This is a genomic window from Halorubrum ezzemoulense DSM 17463 (assembly GCF_002114285.1).
Taxonomy (GTDB): domain Archaea; phylum Halobacteriota; class Halobacteria; order Halobacteriales; family Haloferacaceae; genus Halorubrum; species Halorubrum ezzemoulense.
In genome coordinates, this window is the sequence record NZ_NEDJ01000006.1 from 65,942 (window position 1) to 82,920 (window position 16,979).

At 69.0% G+C, this 16,979-nt stretch carries 18 protein-coding genes, 1 tRNA gene and 1 pseudogene; 14 read left to right on the plus strand and 6 right to left on the minus strand.

The window, feature by feature from the left end; genetic code table 11:
• The first annotated feature begins 41 nt into the window (after positions 1-41).
• From B9H04_RS03345 to B9H04_RS03355, 3 genes are all read left to right on the plus strand, one after another.
• On the plus strand, positions 42-1,202 hold the full coding sequence (locus B9H04_RS03345) for an aminopeptidase P family protein (protein WP_085682453.1): 1,161 nt from the start codon (positions 42-44) through the stop codon (positions 1,200-1,202).
• A 270-nt stretch (positions 1,203-1,472) separates the two neighbouring features.
• Positions 1,473-1,772: a DUF5789 family protein gene (locus B9H04_RS03350; protein WP_049931770.1), complete on the plus strand. Its 300-nt coding sequence runs from the start codon at positions 1,473-1,475 to the stop codon at positions 1,770-1,772.
• Positions 1,773-2,548: 776 nt separating this feature from the next.
• Complete coding sequence (locus tag B9H04_RS03355) at positions 2,549-3,007, plus strand: hypothetical protein (protein ID WP_233125214.1); 459 nt, start codon at positions 2,549-2,551, stop codon at positions 3,005-3,007.
• A gap of 112 nt (positions 3,008-3,119) precedes the next feature.
• On the opposite strand, the pseudogene B9H04_RS03360 reads toward B9H04_RS03355, so the two are convergent.
• Positions 3,120-3,377, minus strand: a pseudogene (locus tag B9H04_RS03360) (cation:proton antiporter); the annotation flags it as partial.
• Between the two features lie 51 nt (positions 3,378-3,428).
• Here B9H04_RS03360 and B9H04_RS03365 point away from each other — a divergent pair.
• From B9H04_RS03365 to B9H04_RS03375, 3 genes are all read left to right on the plus strand, one after another.
• Positions 3,429-3,800, plus strand: coding sequence for a DUF7562 family protein (locus B9H04_RS03365; RefSeq protein ID WP_049931765.1), 372 nt, complete (start codon positions 3,429-3,431; stop codon positions 3,798-3,800).
• Positions 3,801-3,871: 71 nt separating this feature from the next.
• Complete coding sequence (locus B9H04_RS03370; protein ID WP_049931763.1) at positions 3,872-5,173, plus strand: RNB domain-containing ribonuclease; 1,302 nt, start codon at positions 3,872-3,874, stop codon at positions 5,171-5,173.
• Positions 5,174-5,213: 40 nt separating this feature from the next.
• A complete protein-coding gene (locus B9H04_RS03375; RefSeq protein WP_049931762.1) occupies positions 5,214-5,771 on the plus strand; it encodes a hypothetical protein in 558 nt (185 codons plus the stop codon).
• 16 nt (positions 5,772-5,787) lie between these two features.
• Here B9H04_RS03375 and B9H04_RS03380 read toward each other — a convergent pair whose 3' ends face one another.
• The 3 genes from B9H04_RS03380 to B9H04_RS03385 all read right to left on the minus strand — a co-directional run bounded on the left by B9H04_RS03380 (position 5,788) and on the right by B9H04_RS03385 (position 7,647).
• Entirely contained in the window at positions 5,788-7,071 is a 1,284-nt protein-coding gene (locus B9H04_RS03380; protein ID WP_049931761.1) for an MFS transporter, read from the minus strand.
• A gap of 191 nt (positions 7,072-7,262) precedes the next feature.
• A complete protein-coding gene (locus B9H04_RS19405; protein WP_255375966.1) occupies positions 7,263-7,391 on the minus strand; it encodes a hypothetical protein in 129 nt (42 codons plus the stop codon).
• 184 nt (positions 7,392-7,575) lie between these two features.
• Positions 7,576-7,647: transfer RNA gene (locus B9H04_RS03385), tRNA-Ala, on the minus strand.
• 258 nt (positions 7,648-7,905) lie between these two features.
• Here B9H04_RS03385 and B9H04_RS03390 point away from each other — a divergent pair.
• The 3 genes from B9H04_RS03390 to B9H04_RS03400 all read left to right on the plus strand — a co-directional run bounded on the left by B9H04_RS03390 (position 7,906) and on the right by B9H04_RS03400 (position 10,776).
• Positions 7,906-8,664 carry a DUF120 domain-containing protein gene (locus tag B9H04_RS03390; RefSeq protein ID WP_049931759.1) on the plus strand — a complete coding sequence of 253 codons (759 nt, stop codon included), beginning with the start codon at positions 7,906-7,908 and terminating at the stop codon, positions 8,662-8,664.
• The gene (gene ribB / locus B9H04_RS03395) at positions 8,664-9,416 is read left to right on the plus strand and encodes a 3,4-dihydroxy-2-butanone-4-phosphate synthase (RefSeq protein WP_049931758.1); all 753 of its coding nucleotides are present in this window, start codon (positions 8,664-8,666) and stop codon (positions 9,414-9,416) included. Before B9H04_RS03390 ends, ribB begins: the two co-directional genes overlap by 1 nt.
• 430 nt (positions 9,417-9,846) lie before the next feature.
• Positions 9,847-10,776 carry a branched-chain amino acid transaminase gene (locus B9H04_RS03400; protein WP_049931757.1) on the plus strand — a complete coding sequence of 310 codons (930 nt, stop codon included), beginning with the start codon at positions 9,847-9,849 and terminating at the stop codon, positions 10,774-10,776.
• An 86-nt stretch (positions 10,777-10,862) separates the two neighbouring features.
• Here the strand turns inward: B9H04_RS03400 and B9H04_RS03405 are convergent, their stop codons facing one another.
• Together B9H04_RS03405 and B9H04_RS03410 are read right to left on the minus strand one after the other, a co-directional pair.
• Positions 10,863-11,576 carry a DUF502 domain-containing protein gene (locus tag B9H04_RS03405; RefSeq protein WP_049931755.1) on the minus strand — a complete coding sequence of 238 codons (714 nt, stop codon included), beginning with the start codon at positions 11,574-11,576 and terminating at the stop codon, positions 10,863-10,865.
• Positions 11,577-11,660: 84 nt separating this feature from the next.
• The gene (locus B9H04_RS03410) at positions 11,661-12,500 is read right to left on the minus strand and encodes a proline dehydrogenase family protein (RefSeq protein WP_049931754.1); all 840 of its coding nucleotides are present in this window, start codon (positions 12,498-12,500) and stop codon (positions 11,661-11,663) included.
• Between the two features lie 132 nt (positions 12,501-12,632).
• Between B9H04_RS03410 and B9H04_RS03415 the strand changes: the two genes are divergently transcribed.
• The 5 genes from B9H04_RS03415 to B9H04_RS03430 all read left to right on the plus strand — a co-directional run bounded on the left by B9H04_RS03415 (position 12,633) and on the right by B9H04_RS03430 (position 16,968).
• Complete coding sequence (locus B9H04_RS03415) at positions 12,633-13,175, plus strand: CDP-2,3-bis-(O-geranylgeranyl)-sn-glycerol synthase (RefSeq protein WP_049931752.1); 543 nt, start codon at positions 12,633-12,635, stop codon at positions 13,173-13,175.
• 151 nt (positions 13,176-13,326) lie between these two features.
• Positions 13,327-13,509 carry an HVO_0416 family zinc finger protein gene (locus B9H04_RS03420; protein ID WP_049931749.1) on the plus strand — a complete coding sequence of 61 codons (183 nt, stop codon included), beginning with the start codon at positions 13,327-13,329 and terminating at the stop codon, positions 13,507-13,509.
• 78 nt (positions 13,510-13,587) lie between these two features.
• Complete coding sequence (locus tag B9H04_RS18540) at positions 13,588-13,746, plus strand: DUF7563 family protein (protein ID WP_006111597.1); 159 nt, start codon at positions 13,588-13,590, stop codon at positions 13,744-13,746.
• A 106-nt stretch (positions 13,747-13,852) separates the two neighbouring features.
• Positions 13,853-15,697 carry a UvrD-helicase domain-containing protein gene (locus B9H04_RS03425; RefSeq protein ID WP_049931748.1) on the plus strand — a complete coding sequence of 615 codons (1,845 nt, stop codon included), beginning with the start codon at positions 13,853-13,855 and terminating at the stop codon, positions 15,695-15,697.
• Positions 15,694-16,968, plus strand: a complete 1,275-nt coding sequence (locus tag B9H04_RS03430; RefSeq protein ID WP_085682454.1) for a M24 family metallopeptidase — start codon at positions 15,694-15,696, stop codon at positions 16,966-16,968. The genes B9H04_RS03425 and B9H04_RS03430 overlap by 4 nt, the downstream gene beginning before the upstream one ends.
• Positions 16,969-16,979 lie beyond the last annotated feature (11 nt).

A 16,979-nucleotide genomic window follows, 5' to 3' on the forward strand; every position in this document is an offset into this window, starting at 1 on the left:
CAACGCCACCCTACTTATATACCGAGTCCGAACGTCGGCGCGTGACCGACGACGCACACGCGGGCGGGGCGGGAGCGGAGAGGTCGACCCGCCCGCACGAGCGACGACGCGGGCGGACCGCGCGCCGGTTGGACGCGGTCGACGCGGCCGGACTGGTCGCGTTCCCGAGCCGCAACCTCGAATACCTCACCGGCTTCGCCGAGGAGCCGGGCGAGCGACACTTCTTCCTCGTCGTGCCGGCGGCGGGCGCCGCCGACCCGGAGCCGGCGCTGCTCGTGCCGGCGCTGTACGAGACGCAGGTCCGCGAGGCGACGACCGTCAGTGAGGTCCGGACGTGGGCCGACGGCGAGGACCCGGTCGCGGCGACGCGCGAGCTGCTCGCGGACCGGGGGCTCGACGGCGGGCGGCTCCTCGTCGACGACACCATGTGGGCGCGGTTCTCGCAGGACCTCCGGGCGGCGGCCCCCGACGCGACGTGGGGGCTCGCGAGCGAGGCGCTCGCCGACCTCCGGGTTCGGAAGGACGAGGCCGAGGTGGCGGCGCTGCGGAAGGCCGCGGGGGTCGCGGACGCGGTCGTCGGCGACCTCCGGGAACTGGGCCCGGGCGCGGTGGGCATGACGGAGGCCGCGCTCGCCGAGTGGAGCGCGGACCGACTCGCCGAGCGCGGGGGCCGCGGCGTCAGCTTCGAGACGGTCGTCGCGGCGGGCGAGAACGGCGCGAAACCCCACCACGGCCACGGCGACCGGGAGATAGGCGCGGGCGGGCCGGTCGTCCTCGACTTCGGGACGCGCGTCGACGGCTACCCGTCCGACCAGACGCGGACCCTCGTCTTCGGCGAGGAGCCAGACGAGGCGTACGCGGGGGTCCACGAGGTCGTGCGCGAGGCGCAGGCGGCCGCGGTCGAGGCGGTCGTGCCCGGCGTCCCCGCGTCCGCCGTCGACCGCGCGGCGCGGGGGGTGATCGAGGCGGCCGGGTACGGCGACGCGTTCGTCCACCGGACGGGCCACGGTGTGGGCTTGGACGTCCACGAGGAGCCGTACCTCGTCGCCGGAAACGACCGCCAGTTGGAGCCGGGAATGGTGTGTTCCGTCGAGCCCGGGATCTATCTCGACGGACGGTTCGGCTGCCGGATCGAGGACCTCGTGGTCGTCACCGAGGACGGCTGCGAGCGGTTGAACCGGACCGACCGCGGCTGGGAGTGACGGGCGAGGGTGTCCCGGCTGCCGGCGGCGGAACACCTCGTCGTCAGGGAGAACGCGTCGGAAAAGCGCAGCGACAGGCGCTGCGAGCGTCGAATCGCAGATTCGGGAGTCGTGTGCTATTCCCCCAACCGGAAATTACGGCCGGATAACATAACAGTATCACCGAATTATTTCGGTGTATTTCACCCGGCGGACCGAACGCGCGGACCGTCCCCGCGCGGCCCGAGCGGCATCGAAACCATTAGTGTCGCCCGAGCGGAACCGCGGGGCATGAGCGACACCGATGCGGACGAAGACGAGGAGGCGGAAGCGGAGCCGGCCGTCGAACTCGGCGACGGGCCGGACGTGGCCGGCGAGCCGGTCGCCCGCGTGGCGTCGCGGCTCACCTGGCCCGCGACGCGCAGCGACGTCCGCGAACAGGAGGGCGACGCCGAACTCCGGACGCCGGACGGCCCCCGAGAACTCGACGAGGTGCTCGCGGAGAGCGAGGTCCCCCTCTTCGAGAGCCGGAGCGACTTCGTCCAGGCGGTCGAGGACGTCGTCGGCCGCGGCCCGGTCGCGACCGAGTAGGCGTCGAGCGCGCCGGACCTATTTATAAACAGCAGCTGAGACGAGGAGGGACGCCTATAAATTGGCGGTCGGCGCGCGCCTGCGAGCGGCCGATAGGCCGCGAGCCAGCACGCGCGAGGGAGTCGGCCGACCAGAGGGAGGCCGACGAGGCTGGGGCGGCGTGAGGTGCGGGGCGGTTGCGGTCGGGCTGGGACTCAAAGGGGCAGTTGTGAGGGCGGCGTAGACGACGTAAGCACCGAAACGAGGGAGCGAACGAAGTGAGCGACCGAGTGAGGAGCGCAGCGAGCGTACGCCGCCCTCACGACCGGGGCTTTAGAAGTGTTTGCTGTCGATCCACAGTCAGTTATTTATAAACGAGCGACGGGGACTTTGGCAGTTTCATCGGTCGATCAGCAATCGACTGTTTATAACTAAGCGGCTGGGGCTTTGGAGGTGTTCGCCACCGGTTTGAAATCGGCTATTTGGCTCTGTTGAAATCCTCGACAAATAACATGTACTCACCCGGTTTCGCCAAGTACAGAGTCGAAATATGTCGACTGAGCTGTCTTCGATTATTCGGCGAGTAGACTGTTCTACCTGTGTATCTGGTCTATCCCGGAGTCGAGGCTGCCCCAGATAAGGAGATGGACAGCGAGCCACTGTCCAGCCGGCGGAACGAAGTACGTTCAGATACGATTTATCAGGGGGTAAGTGTCATGGTAGCCAGGCTGGACCGAGTTGTGCGGCTGTACGGTCGATACGGACCGTCACGGTTGCCGCTCGGAGACCGACAAGACGTGGGGGCTGGCTACAGTATGGCGGCCGGTGTCCTCGCCGGTGGAATCGTGTTTGCTCCGGTGAGTACGCTGGTTTCGGGTACGGCGGCTTCCGCAGGGGTGGTTCTGTCTGCGATCCCGGTGTACCTCGCCACGGGATTCGTGGTCGGGGCGCTCACGTGGCGCTTCCTGTCGTCAAGTGTCCCGTACTACAGGGCCGTCGCAGCGCTGGTCACGGTCGTCGGGAACTACCTCGCCGGGACTGCCGTGTGGTTGCTACTGGCTCCGGTGTACGGCTACGAGGTTTTGAACCCGTACGTGGGGGCCGACCCGCCGACCTCGCTCACCGAGTTCCTCGGAGCGTTCTTCGAGCTGTACCCCCTTACCGTCTTGACAGTGGTCGTGTGGACGATCTGGATAGCCGTCCCACTCAGCCTGATTTTCAGCTACGTCCACGAGCGCAGCCGTAGCGGAGAATAGCCGATACGTTCGCACTCTTCAGCGATCGGCTGTTTCAGGCGAAAACGTATCTGAAGAACAGTGTTTCAACAGAGCCGACTGTTTATAAATAAACGCCCGCTGCGCCGAAATCCTATCCACTCACCCCACTGCCGTCCGCTCCGTCGCGGTCCAGCCACGCGGTCGCGATCGACTCGAACGGCGCGGAGTAGCTCATCAGCGTCGTGCCCAGCACCGCCATCACGAGGACGTAGCCGACCGCGAACGCGTTGATCGTCCCCGCGAGCGCCGGGTCGAACGTCCCCGCGTTCGCGCCGGTGACCGCGACAGTCGCGATGATCAGCGAGAACTCGCCGCGGGTGGTCATCCCGAGTCCCACCCGCGTCGAACGCGCGTCGGCCGCGCACCAAACGCTAAGTGGGGCGGGAACGAGATGCGCGGTATGTGGGGCTCCCGGGGAAGTCGGGACCGGCGAACGGTCGTCTGTATCGCGTGCGGGGACTCGGTGCTGCGGGAGGACGCCCGCGAGTACGACAAGGAGGGCGACCGCTGGAGCCGGCGCGACAAGGAGTTCGAGTACCTCTGTGCCGACTGCGACGACGAGATCTGTCACCAGCCCCGCGACGGGCTCGAATCGCTACTGCGCTCCATCGAGGCGGACGGGCTCACCGACGAGGAGTTCCTCGACCGCTACGTCGAGGCGGTGACGAGCGGCGACGGTGACCGCACCGACGAGGACAGATCGGGTGCGCGCTCGGACCGCGGCCAGTCGGACAGGCGGCGCTCCGATCGCGACCGCGACCGAGACCGGTAGCCCCGTCGCCGGATCGAGTCCCCGTCAGCCCGCCCGACAGGCCTTTCTAACGGACCCGCGTTGGTGGAGGTATGTCAGACGACGAGCCGAAGCCCGGGTCCGCCGAGGACCAGGGCCCCGTGACGATCACGCCGGAGCTCGCGGACCGACTCGCGGAGAAGCGCGAGGAACTGTTCGAGGAGTTCGAGATCCGCGACGAGTTCCCGAGCGAGGTCCTCCGCGAGGCGGAGGCGCGGACCGAGGGCGTCTACGAGGAAATCGAGGCCGAGATCGACGAGCGCGAGGACCTCCGTGACCTCACTACGTGGACCACGGACCCGGTCGACGCGCAGGACTTTGACGACGCGATTTCGATTAAACGCGAGGAGGGCGCCTACCGGCTGTGGGTCCACATCGCCGACGTCACCCACTACGTCACCCCGGACACCGCGATGTGGGAGGAGGCGGTCGAGCGCGCCAACACCGTCTACCTGCCCGACTACACGATCCACATGCTTCCGCCGGTGCTGGCCGAGACGGTCTGCTCGCTCGTCCCGAACGAGGACCGACTCGCGCACACCGTCGAGATGGAGATCGACGACGAGACGCTATCCTTCGAGGACATCGACATCTACAAGTCCGTCATCAACTCCGACGAGCGACTCACCTACAAGGAGTGCGAGAACCGGCTGGAGGACCCCTCGCTCCCCCTCGGCGAGGAGAACGCGCTCGCCTTCGAGCTCGCCGACCGCATGCACGAGCAGCGCAAGGCGGACGGCTCGCTCGTCTTAAATCCCCGGCGCGACCGCGCGCACACCATCATCGAGGAGTCGATGCTGAAGGCGAACAAGGCGGTGACGCACACGCTGATGTGGGACCGCGGCGTCGAGGCGATGTACCGCGTCCACCCGCAGCCGACCCCCGACCAGTGGAACGAGGCGCTCAAAGAGATCCAGGAGCTCGACGGCGTCTCCATCCCGGGCGAGGCGTGGGGCGACGACCCCCGGAAGGCGGTCAACGCCGCCTTGGAGGAGTCGCCCGAGCGCCAGCTCAACAAGATCCAGCGCGCCGTGCTGAAGGTGATGCCGCGCGCGAAGTACATGAACGACCCGTTCGGTGGCCACCACGCGCTCAACTTCGACATCTACGGCCACTTCACCTCGCCGATCCGCCGCCTGTCGGACACGATCAACCACTGGATAGTCCACGAGAACGACGTGCCCGAGACCCTCGTCGAACTCTGCGACCACGCCAGCGACAAGCAAAAGGACGGCGAGACCGCAGAGCGGCTGTACAAGCAGTTCCTCCAAGAACAGGGGCTCGACCCCTACGCGGTCAACAACCGCGGCGTCGAGATCGTCGAGGATTCAGAGGAAGCGAAACACACCGCCTGAGCGGCGAGAGATATAGACCTGTGCGGCCGCAAAGCGTGGTATGGACGCACACGACCACGACAACGCGGACCGGCACGAAGGGGACCCGCTCGAACCGACCGGCGATCCCGAGCGCGACGCGGAGCGCGCGGCGACGGTCGGCGGCTTCACCGGGGCGGTCCTCGGCGCTCGGGGCGGCCCCGTCGGCGCCGGCATCGGCGCGCTGCTGGGCGGGTCGACGGGCTACGCCGTCGGCTACGCACTGAGCGAGATGGAGTCGGCGGAGGACGAGCCGTTCGAGCACGACGAAGCCGGACGCGAGACGACGGAGGCCGATCCGGACGCGACCGAGACCGACAGCGGGCCCGTCACGATCGACGTCCAGTCGGAGGGAGAGCACGACGGAGATGCGGACGACGGAGGGGAAAGAGGCGATCACGAGGAGTACGAGGCGGACGACGAAGCGGCAGAAGCGGGCGACCACGGGGAGGGCGAGGCGGACGACGGGGGAGGAGAAGCGAACGGCCACGGGGCGGACGATCACGACGATTCCGGCGAACGGGCGCGCGACGACGACTCAGCCGAGGACGAAGGCGACCGCGACGGGGGCGCGGACTGACCAGCGGCGCCCCGGATCAGGCCCGTCGCGTCGCAAAGCGTGACACCGCCGTCGCTGACACCGCGCCGAGCGCCGCGATGATCGCCAGCACGACGAACAGCTCCGACGGGCCGGCCCGGGTGAGTATCGTTCCGGCCAGCGTCGACCCGAGCGCGCCGATCCCGAAGATCCCGACGTACGTGTAGCCGAACGAGATGCCGCGCGCCTCGCTGGGCGAGTATGCCGCCACCGTCGCCTGCGAGAGCGGCTGGACGGTGAACAGCGCGACGCCGAGCGCGAGCGACACCGCGACGAACGTGGCGATCGTCCCCGTCGCGGGGATGAAGAGCAGCGCGAGCGCGGACAGAATACCCATCAGCGCCATCACCCCGCGCTCCGGCGGCACGCGGTCGGCGATCCGACCGCCGAGGAACTGGCCGAACACGCCGACCGTGAGGACCGCCACGTAGAGGTACCGTCCCGCGTCGAACTGATCGGCGTACGGGCTCTCCGGGTCGACCAACTGGAGGTCGACGAGCCCGCCGAGCACGTCGCCGAGGAGGTCCGGCAGAAACGTGAGGAACGTCCGGTAGTAGAGCCCGCTGAACGTGACGAACGCGAACACGAGCAGGAACCCCCCGGCGATCAGGATCCGAGTGTCCGTCGCGACCGACGACAGCGAGACCTCGCCGCTCGCGCCGCCGGTCGAGTCCCCGTTCGGACCCCCGTCGGCGGCCGACGCTCCCGGCTCGGGGTCCGCGGACGAGAGCGCCGCGTCCACGTCGACGGTGACGCCGTACGCGGCGACGGCGACCGCGGGGAGCGCGAGCGCGGCCGTGACGAGCCGCCAGTCGAACGCCAAGAGCAGCAGCGCGGTCGCCAGCGGACCGAGCGCGATCCCGAGGTTCCCGCCGATCCCGTGGTAGCCGAGCGCGGTCCCGCGCTGGTCGACCGAGGTCGAGAGCAGCGACAGCCCCGCGGGGTGATAGACGCTCGCAGTGAGTCCCCATATCGCGACGGCCACGGCGAGGACGGGGAGCGTCGGCGCGAGGCTCACGGCGAGGAACGAGCCCGCCATCCCGGCGAGGCAGGCGAGGATGAGCGGCTTCGACCCGAAACGGTCGACCAGGATACCGCCCGGCAGCGCACCGACCCCGAACAGCCCGTAGCCGAGCGTGACGACGACGCCGAGCGCGGCCGCCGTCGTCGAGAACTCACCCACCCACACCGTCAACAGGATGGGGATCGACAGCTCGTATGTGTGGACGAGCCCGTGCGATCCCGCGGTGAATCCGACTATCCGTCGCTCGGCGGCGTCCATGTGAGTCGCGGGTTCGGCGGGTCCGTTCATAACCCCGGGGGTACCCGCCGCGGTTGCCGAGAGTGCGGGGCGTCGGCGGCGTCCCAAGGCGGACGACGACAACGACGACGAACGCTGTTCCGAGAGGTCTGACGGGACGCAGAAAGCGCCTCGCACTCGGGCCGCGCCCGCCGGACCGGTCGGGAAGCCGGTTATAGCGTCGACGTGTACAGGAGCAGACCGACGGCGATCACCGAGACCAACAGGATCCACCCGACCATGATTACCCCCATCTGACGGTGCGTGAGGTTGGTTCCCTCGAGTATCTCAGAGACGCTCATACGCCGACGGATTCGCCGAGGGTATTTAATCGCTTCCAACGGGAGAGATCCAGCGTGCGAACCGGGTCGGAACGACCGAAACGGGAGTCGAGGGGGCTCACAGGGGTCTCGTGAGGATCAACGAACGGGACCGAGCGAGCTGCGCGGGTTGCGCCGCTCGCGACCTTGCTCGCGGCGGAAAACATGGACTCGCGGGGATTTGAACCCCGGGCCTCTTCCTTGCGAAGGAAGCGATCTGCCACTGATCTACGAGCCCTCATGACGAATCAATCGCCGTTCGTATTTGTACCTTACCTTTCGACGACCCGTGCGGGAGTCGCTCGCATCCGGCGGCCGAATCGGTTCGGTCGAGGAACCGAAACATCGCGAAGCCGGCCGGCACCGACGGGGTTACATGTCCAGCGGGCGAACTGTTTGATCCTACGGTTCTTGGTCGGCTCTACGACCACATAACGTTTTTGAGATGCGTACCACATTCGTTACTCTTTTGCCCGCGGACGACCGACTGTAAGGTATGTCAGACGCGACGGCGACCGACGCGGACACCGACGTGGACTCGGCCGCGCTCGCGGCCCTCAAGCACGTCGGGCTGGTCGGCGGGCTCTCCGAGACGAAGGTGTCGTGTGCGGCGCTCGGTGACCGGCTCGACGCCTCAACGCAGACCGCCTCTCGGCGCCTCCAGACCCTCGAATCCGCGGGTTACGTCGAGCGCGACGTGGTCAGTGACGGGCAGTGGGTCCGCGTGACGGACGCGGGCGAAGCCGCGCTCCGCGCGGAGTACGCCGACTACCGCCGGCTGTTCGAGTCGGACGTCGGACTCTCGCTCCGTGGGTCGGTCACCGGCGGGATGGGCGAGGGGCGCCACTACATCACGCTCTCGGGCTACGCCGAGCAGTTCCGCGAGCGCCTCGGCTACGACCCGTTCCCGGGCACGCTCAACGTCGACCTCACCGAGGAGAGCGTCCGCCGACGCGGCGAGATGGCCGGTATCGACGCCGTGCCCATCGACGCGTGGGAGAGCGAGGAGCGCACCTACGGCGCGGCCACCTGCTACGGGGTCACCCTCGTCGCGGGCGACGAGCGCTACGAGGAGGTCCACGCCATCGTCCCCGATCGGACCCACCACGACGACGACCAGCTCGAACTGATCGCGCCGGACCGGCTGCGCGACGCGCTCGACCTCGCCGACGGCGACGCGGTGGAGGTCCGCGTCGAGCCGACGAGCCGGGCCGACGAGCCCGGATCGGTCGCGGCCGAGACGGAGGTCGCCTGATGCGCGCCGACGTCGACGCCGACCCGGAGGCGAGCGCGGGCGGAGCTGAATCAGCCGACGCCACCGAGGGGACCGAGCCCGCGGACGACGCCGACGCGGTCGAGCGCGCGCTTGACGCCTTCCGCGCCGGCGACCCCGTCTGCGTCCACGACTTCGCGGACCGCGAGGGGGAGACAGACATCGTCTACCCCGCGGGCGCGGTCGACGAGGCCGCGGTCGCGCACATGCGCAACGACGCGGGCGGCCTGATCTGCGTGGCCGTGAGCGACGCGGTGGGCGACGCGTTCGACCTGCCGTTCCTCGCTGACGCGCTCGACCACCCCGCGGTCGACGACGACCCGGACTACGACGACCGCTCCTCGTTCTCGCTGCCCGTGAACCACCGCGAGACGTTCACCGGGATCACCGACGCGGACCGCGCGAAGACCATCGCCGAGGTGGCGAACGCGGCCGGCCGCGTCCGCGGCGACCCGGGCGGGTACGGCCCGGAGGACTTCGCCGCGGAGTTCCGCGCGCCGGGTCACGTTCACGTCCTGCGCGGCGACCGCGACGGGCTCTCGGGGCGCACCGGTCACACCGAACTCGGCCTCGCGATGGCCGAGGCGGTGGGCGCCGCGCCCGCCGCCGTGGTCTGCGAGATGCTCGACGACGAGACGGGCGACGCGCTCTCGCCCGCGGACGCCGCCGCCTACGCGGCCCGCCGCGACATCCCGTACGTCGAGGGCGCGGCCCTCGTCGAGGCGCTGAAATAATCGACCGCCGCTACTGTCGGCGCGCGCCTGCGAGCGGTCGCCCTCGGCGACCGCGAGTCAGCGCGTGCGAGGGAGTCAGTCGCCGGAGCGAAGCGGGGGCGACTGACGAGGCTGGGGAGGTGAGAGGTGCTGTACGGAGCGGTGCGGGGTGGGACTCAAAGGGGCAGCCGTGAGGGCGACGTAGGCGACGCAAGCACTGGAACGAAGGAGTGAACGCAGTGAGCGACCGAGTGAAGCGCGCAGCGAGCGTACGTCGCCCTCACGGCTGGGGCTCTGGCGGTGTTCGTGTCGGGATCGTCTCTGTTTCGCCGAGCGGCTGGGGCTTTGTAAGTGGTTGTCGTTGTCCCGTCAGAGGAATCGAAACTCGGTCCGTCCCGACAACCCCGACCGGTTGTCACAGTTTTAAGCCCGCCGGCCGCAACTACCGAGTATGGGATTCGACGAGATGGACGTCGACACGATCTGGAAGAACGGGGAGTTCCTCGACTGGGAGGACGCGACGACCCACGTTCTGACCCACGCGCTCCACTACGGGAGCGGCGTGTTCGAGGGCGTCCGCTGTTACGACACCGAGCAGGGGCCGGCGATCTTCCGGTGGGAGGAACACCTCGACCGGCTGTTCGACTCGGCGAAAATGTACGACATGGACATCGAGCACTCGCGCGAGGAGATCACCGAGGCGACCCTCGAACTCCTCGATCGGCAGGACCTCGACTCCGCGTACGTCCGACCGATCGCCTACTACGGGTACGATTCGCTCGGCGTCTCGCCGAAGGGCTGCCCGACCGACCTCGTCCTCGCCGCGTGGCCGTGGGGGGCGTACCTCGGCGAGGAGGCCCTCGAGGAGGGGGTCGACGTGATGGTCTCCTCGTGGCGGAAGCACGCCTCCTCGCAGGTGCCGACGAACGTGAAGACGACCGGGCTCTACGTCAACTCCATGCTGGCGGGCGAGGAGGCGCGCCGGAACGGCTACGTCGAGGCCATCGTCCTGAATAAGGAGGGGAACGTCGCGGAGGGACCGGGCGAGAACATCTTCATGGTCAACGACGGCGAGATATACACCACCGGCCCCGCACAGTCGATCCTCGAGGGGATCACCCGCGACACCGTGATCGCCCTCGCCGAGGAGCGCGGCTACGAGGTCCACGACGAGGCGGTCATCTCCCGCGGACAGCTGTACACCGCCGACGAGCTGTTCTTCACCGGCTCCGCGGCCGAGGTCACCCCGATCCGCTCGGTCGACGACACGGAGATCGGCTCGGGGAGCCGCGGCCCGGTGACCGAGGAGCTTCAGGACGCGTTCTTCGACCTGGTCGAGCGGCGGACCGACGACCACGACGAGTGGTTCACCTACCTGTAGCTCGCCTCGCCTGCTTTCTCTCGATCTTTTTAAATCGCCGCGCGCGAAGAGCCGCTAGTCACTCGAACTGCCGGCCGCTCGAGCCGCTACTCGCTCGAACCGCTCCCGTCGGTCGCCGACCCCTCGCCGTCGCTCGGGGTCCCGTCCGTCCGGACGCGTCCGAAGCCGCCCGGGGTCCCGTCACCGTCGCCCTCCGTGGGCGCCTCCTCGTGGACGGGGACCTGATGAGCGGACTCGGCGAATCCGGCGGAGAGGACCCGCGTCATCCCCTCCTCGACCGTCTCGCCGGTCTCCTCGACCCGGTCCGGTTCGACCTCGATAACGAAGCCGGTGGTGATGTTCGGGGCGGTCGGCATGAACAGGACGATCTTTCCGTCTCGGGTCTTCTTCCCCGTCCGGAACGCGGTCATCCGGATCCCGGGCCACGTCTCGATGTACACCGGGCTCTGTAGCTCGTCGGTGCCGGAGATCGCCGTCTCGATCGCGAGCTTCGAGGCGTTGTACACGACTCGGAGCGCCGGGATCCGGTTGATCGCGTCGTCCACCGCCGACTCCGCCAGCCGACCCAGCGTCGTCCGCATGAAGTACCCCACCGCGAGCACCACGGTCGCGAACACCGCGAACGCGATGACGACGCGGGAGACGGGCTCTAGCGGCGCCGGGATGACCTCGGGCTGGAGCCCCTCGATGAGCGGGATCGAGGCGATGTACTGGTAGATCCAGCGGAGGACTAACAGGAGGACGAGGAGCGGCGCCAGCACGATGAGCCCGCTGGCGAAGTCGCGTTTCCACGTGGACATCTATCGGATCGGTATGTGTCGGCAATCCTTAAGAGGGCTTCCACGCGCCGGCGGCGCGGGCGAGGTCGCGAGGCGTCGCGTCGACTACTGCCCCAGCACCGCCCGCGCCGCGAACGTCAGGTTCTCCTTGCGCTCGCGGACGCGGCGGTAGAAGTACGAGAGCCACTTGTCGCCGTAGGGCGCGTACCGGTGGACGTCGACCCCCTGCGCGGCGAGGTCGCGCTGGGCGTCCTCGCGGACCCCCATGAGCATCTGGACCTCGTAGTCGGCGCCGCGGTCGCGGGCGAGCCGGTCGGCGAGCGAGATCATCTCGGGGTCGTGACTGCCGACCGCGATCCCCCGGTCGCGCCGCTCGAACAGCGTCGTCAGGTCGTCGCGGTACGCCTCGTCGACGCGAGCCTTGTCGGTGTACGCGATCGAGGACGGCTCGTCGTAGGCCCCCTTCACGAGCCGGAGCTTCCCCGGAACGTCGATCAGGCGGTCGAGGTCGTCCGCGGTGCGCCTGAGGTTCGACTGGACGCACTGCCCGACGCTCCACGGGTAGTCGGCGGCGATCGACTCGAAGGCGTCGAGGGTGGCGTCGGTGGTGTCTGCGTCCTCCATGTCGCACCAGACGAACGCGTCGACCTCGTGGGCACGAGCGACGATCTCTCGGTAGTGCTCCTCGAACAGGTCGGTCGAGACGTCCATCCCGATCTGCGAGGGCTTCACCGAGACGCAGGCGTCGAGGCCGCTGTCGGCGATGTCGTCGAGCAGCCCGAGGTAGGCGTCGGTGTCCGCGCGGGCGTCCGCGGGGTCGTCGTAGTGTTCGCCGAGCAGGTTCAGAATGACCGCGACGCCGTCCTCGTTCGCGGCGCGGACGTGGTCGAGGGCCGCCGGGACGCTCTCGCCGGCGACGAACCGGCTAGCGACTGGGGGGATCATACTGAGCGTTCCGGCCGGCGCGAACTTTACCTTTGTCGAGTCGGCGGCGACGACCGCAATCGCGTGTGCGGTGCGGCGACCGGCGGCGACGGATCCGGGGTTTATAACACGCCGCGCGCCGCCCGTGGGGACATGATCGGTACGCTCGTCGCGACCGCGTTCTGGGCGATGCTCCCGGCGTACGTCCCGAACAACGCCGCGGTGTTGGCCGGCGGCGGACGCCCCATCGACGGCGGCCGCGAGTGGCGCGGGGCGCGGCTGCTCGGCGACGGGAAGACATGGCGCGGCACCGCGGTCGGCACTCTCGTCGGCGTCCTGCTCGCGCTCGCGCTCAACGCGCTCGCCGCCCCAGCGAGCGCGGCGCTCGGGAGCGACCTGCCGACGTTCGCGCTCCCGGCGGCGTTCGCGCTCGCCTTCGGCGCGATGTGCGGCGACATCGGCGCCTCGTTCCTCAAGCGTCGCTCGGGCCGCGAGCGCGGCGCCGCGTTCCCCGGTCTGGACCAGCTGGACTTCGTCGTCGGCGCGCTGGGGCTCGTCTTCCTCGTCGACACCGACTGGGCGCTCGCTGCGTTCACACCGGGCGTCCTCGCCGTCGTCCTCGTGATGACTCCGGTCCTCCACGTCGTCACGAACGTCGGCGCGTACGCGCTCGGAGTCAAAAACGAGCCGTGGTGAGCGACGCTACGCTTCCGCCCGCGGCGTTCGGTCTGCCCTGATGTTTGGTTTCGACTCTTTTTGTATCTCTTGTTGATCGATTGTCCGCGTAATTCGCAGCGACGAGAACGGCAGAAAGACATATATATTGGTGTGGCATACGATGACACGCATGTCTAGTAGTGCACCCAGCTCGGACGACGACGTGTTCGACGAGTTCCTCTCCGACCGCGGCCACGAGACGGAGATCGTAGGCTGGGAGCGATCCTATAACAAGCTCCAGTGTCCCGAGTGCGGTGCGCTCCACGAGGAAGGAACCGCGACGTGTTCGGTCTGCGACTGGCGGCCGAACTGACGCGCGCCGCGTTCCGCGAATTTTCTTTCCGTCATACCCCCCGGTAGTATTATGTGGAATTACTCGATAGTGACTATCATGCCGACCTGTCAGAACTGCGGTTCCTTCGTCACGACAGATTACGTTCGGGTGTTCACCCCGAACGAGGTCGATCGGCCCCGCGTCTGTCCGGCCTGCGAGGACCTGGTCCGCGACGGCGCCGACGTGCGGGAAGCGCGCGCGACGCGGAGCGGCTGACGGACCGACCGGACGATGACGCGACGCTCTGCCGCCGCGGTCCGGCGCGCGCATCGAGGGCAACCGAGCCACGGCGTTTAAGGAGAACCGGAATCTGGAGGTAATAATGACTGACACCACGGTGACGCGGCTGTTCGGGGGGCCCGGGAGCGGGAAGACGACCGCGCTCCTCGACCGCGTCGAGGAGATCCTCGACGAGGAGGGCGCCGACGTGCGCGACGTGCTCGTCGTCTCGTACACGCGCGCGGCCGCCGCCGAGATCCGCGAACGGCTCGCCGAGCGGCTCGACATCTCCCCGCGCAGCCTCCAAGGGAACGTGAGCACGATGCACGCGAAGGCGTACGAGCTGCTCGACCTCTCGCGAGGCGACGTGGTGGGCGAGGACGACAAGGAGGCGTTCTGCGAGGAGTACGGCATCGAGTTCGAGGACCAGCACGGCGGCGCCGGTCGCCGGACCGCGCGGTCGACGACCATCGGCAACAAGATCATCGCCACCTCGCAGTGGCTCCAGCGCACCGAGCGCGACGTGGCCGACTGGTACGACGTGCCCTTCCAGTGGAATGTCGAGGAGGTCCGGCTCCCGCCCGAGGAGGACCCCAACGCCCAGCAGGGGAACAAGTACACGCCGACGTGGCCCTCCGACGACGACCGGATCGACATCCCCGAGACGATCCGGGCGTGGCGGACGTACAAGGGGGAAAACGACCTCGTCGGCTTCGCGGACATGCTCGAACGGGTCGCGCAGCGCTCGCTCGTCCCCAGCGTCGACTACCTGATCATCGACGAGTTCCAAGACATCACGACGCTCCAGTACAACGTCTTCGAGGAGTGGCGCCCGCACATGGAGAAGGTGCTCATCGCCGGCGACGACGACCAGGTCGTCTACGCGTGGCAGGGGGCCGACCCCGACCTCCTCCTCGACACCGACGTCGACGAGGACGTGGTCCTCCCGAACTCCTACCGGCTCCCCTCGGAGATCCTCAACGTCGTCAACGCCGAGATCCGCCACATCGACAAGCGGCAGGAGAAGGACCTCCACCCGCGCACGGAGGGCGGTTCCGTCGAGGCGATCGAGTCGCCGTCGATGATCGAGCTCGTCCGGAACGTCCGGTACACCGTCGAGGACGACGAGGGCGACGTGATGTGCCTGTTCCGCGCCCGGTACCAGATGTTCGACTTCATCGACGAGTTCATCGACCACGGCATCCCGTTCACGATGCTCACCGACGGGCGGATGTGGACCGACCGCGTCCAGGACTACGTCAGCGCGATCGAGAAGGCCGAGGCCGGCGACCCGGTCACCGGGCTGGAGGCGCGGCGGCTGGCGGACATGCTCCAGGAGTCGGCGTTCGGGACCCACGACCGCGAGGAGTTCTACGACTTCCTCGACGACCGCGAGGAGGCGGCCGACTCCGACGATGTCGCCGACATCGACATCGCGGCCGACACGCTCGACGAGTACATCCCGTTCATGCCCGACACCGCCAGCGCCGACGACATGGTCCGGAAGGTAACGAGCTTCCAGCGCAAGTCGATGGGCGCGTACTTCGAGGGCGAGTACCAGGGCACTGACCCGACCCGCGTCCGCGTCGGCACAATCCACTCGGCGAAGGGCCGCGAGGCCGACCACGTGTTCGTCGCTACCGACCTCACGGAGAAGGTCGTCGAGCAGATGGCGGCCTCCATCGACGACCCGACCGACGTCGACGGCGTCGAGGAGTTCACGAAGTCGACGAGTCCCGTGCCCGTCCTCACCGACAACGAGCGCCGCGTCTTCTACGTCGGAATGTCCCGCGCCCGCGAGCGGCTCGTGATCATGGAGAGCCTCATCAGCGGTGCGCCGACGCTGCCGATCAGCGTCCTGTTGTTCAACGAGCTCCGGGAGGAGCCGGCCCAGGAACTCGTCGAGGAGGTCCAGGCGGAGCTGGCGGTGCCAGAGCCCGAGCCGTGAGCGAGGACGACGCGACCGCCACCGACCGCGAAAAAAATCCCCGCCCGCTCCGGACCGACCTCCGACCGATCGTCGAGGCGGTCCGCGACGCCGACGCGGCCGCGTTCGTCGCCGTCGGCGACCGCTTCGACGGCGACCTGCGCTACCTCTCCCGCTTCGCCGGCCCGGACAGGCCCTCCGCGCTGGTCGTCGTCCCGACGGGCGAAGCGACCGCCGACACCGTCGGCCGCGCCGTCCTCTGTGCGCCCGCCCTGTTCGGCGAGCAGGCCGAACGCGAGTTCGTCGCGAGCGCGCGGGCGTCCCACGAATCGGGGAGCGGTGGGCCGACCGACGACGAGGTCGGCTTCCACGACGGGGTCGCCCGCGAGGTCCGGACGGAGCGCGTCGGCGACCACGCCGGCGAGCGCGCGGCCGCGGCCGCCGCGGATCTCGCGGGCGGAGCGAGCGGCGACGGGGAAGGAAGCCTGACGCCCGCGTCGATTCCGCACGACGCTGCGGTGTACCTCGAACGGGCGGGGTTCGAGCCGGCGTCGACGGAGGCGGTCGCTACCGCCAGGGCGCGAAAGACGCCGGCGGAGCGGGACCGCATCCGGCGCGTCCAGCGCGCAACGGTGGCCGGGATCGCCCGCGCCGAGGCCGTCCTCGCCGACTGCGAGGCCGTCGACGAGGGGAGCGAGGAGACGGCGGCCGGGCGGGCCGACGACGACCGCCGACCCCCGCTCCGGTGGGACGGGGAGCCGCTGACGACGGAGCGACTCCGCCGCGAGGTGAACGCGGCCCTCGCCGCGCGCGGCGTCCGCGACGCGGGCAACACCGTGATCGGCGCCGGTCCCTCGGCGGCCGACCTTCACTACGTCGGCGACGACCCGGTCCGGCCGGGCGAGATCGTACTGCTCGACGTCTCGCCCCGCGGTCCCGACGGGTACTACGGCGACGCGACCCGGACGTTCGTCGTCGACGGCGACGGCGGCTGGGAGCGGCGGGCGTACGTCGCGGTCGAGGCCGCGCGCGAGGCCGCGCTCGACGAGGTCGAGCCGGGCGTCCCGGCGAAGACCGTTCACGGCGAGGCGGCGGCGGAACTCGCCGCCTACGGCTTCGACCCGAACGCCGGGGAGGGCGAGGCCGGCTTCACCCACGGCACCGGCCACGGCGTGGGCGTGAGCCTCCACGAGAGGCCGTCGCTGTCGGGCGCGGGCGAACTGCGTCCGGGACACGTTGTCACCGTCGAGCCCGGCGTCTACGATCCGGATATCGGCGGCGTCAGGCTGTAAGTTTTTTTTTT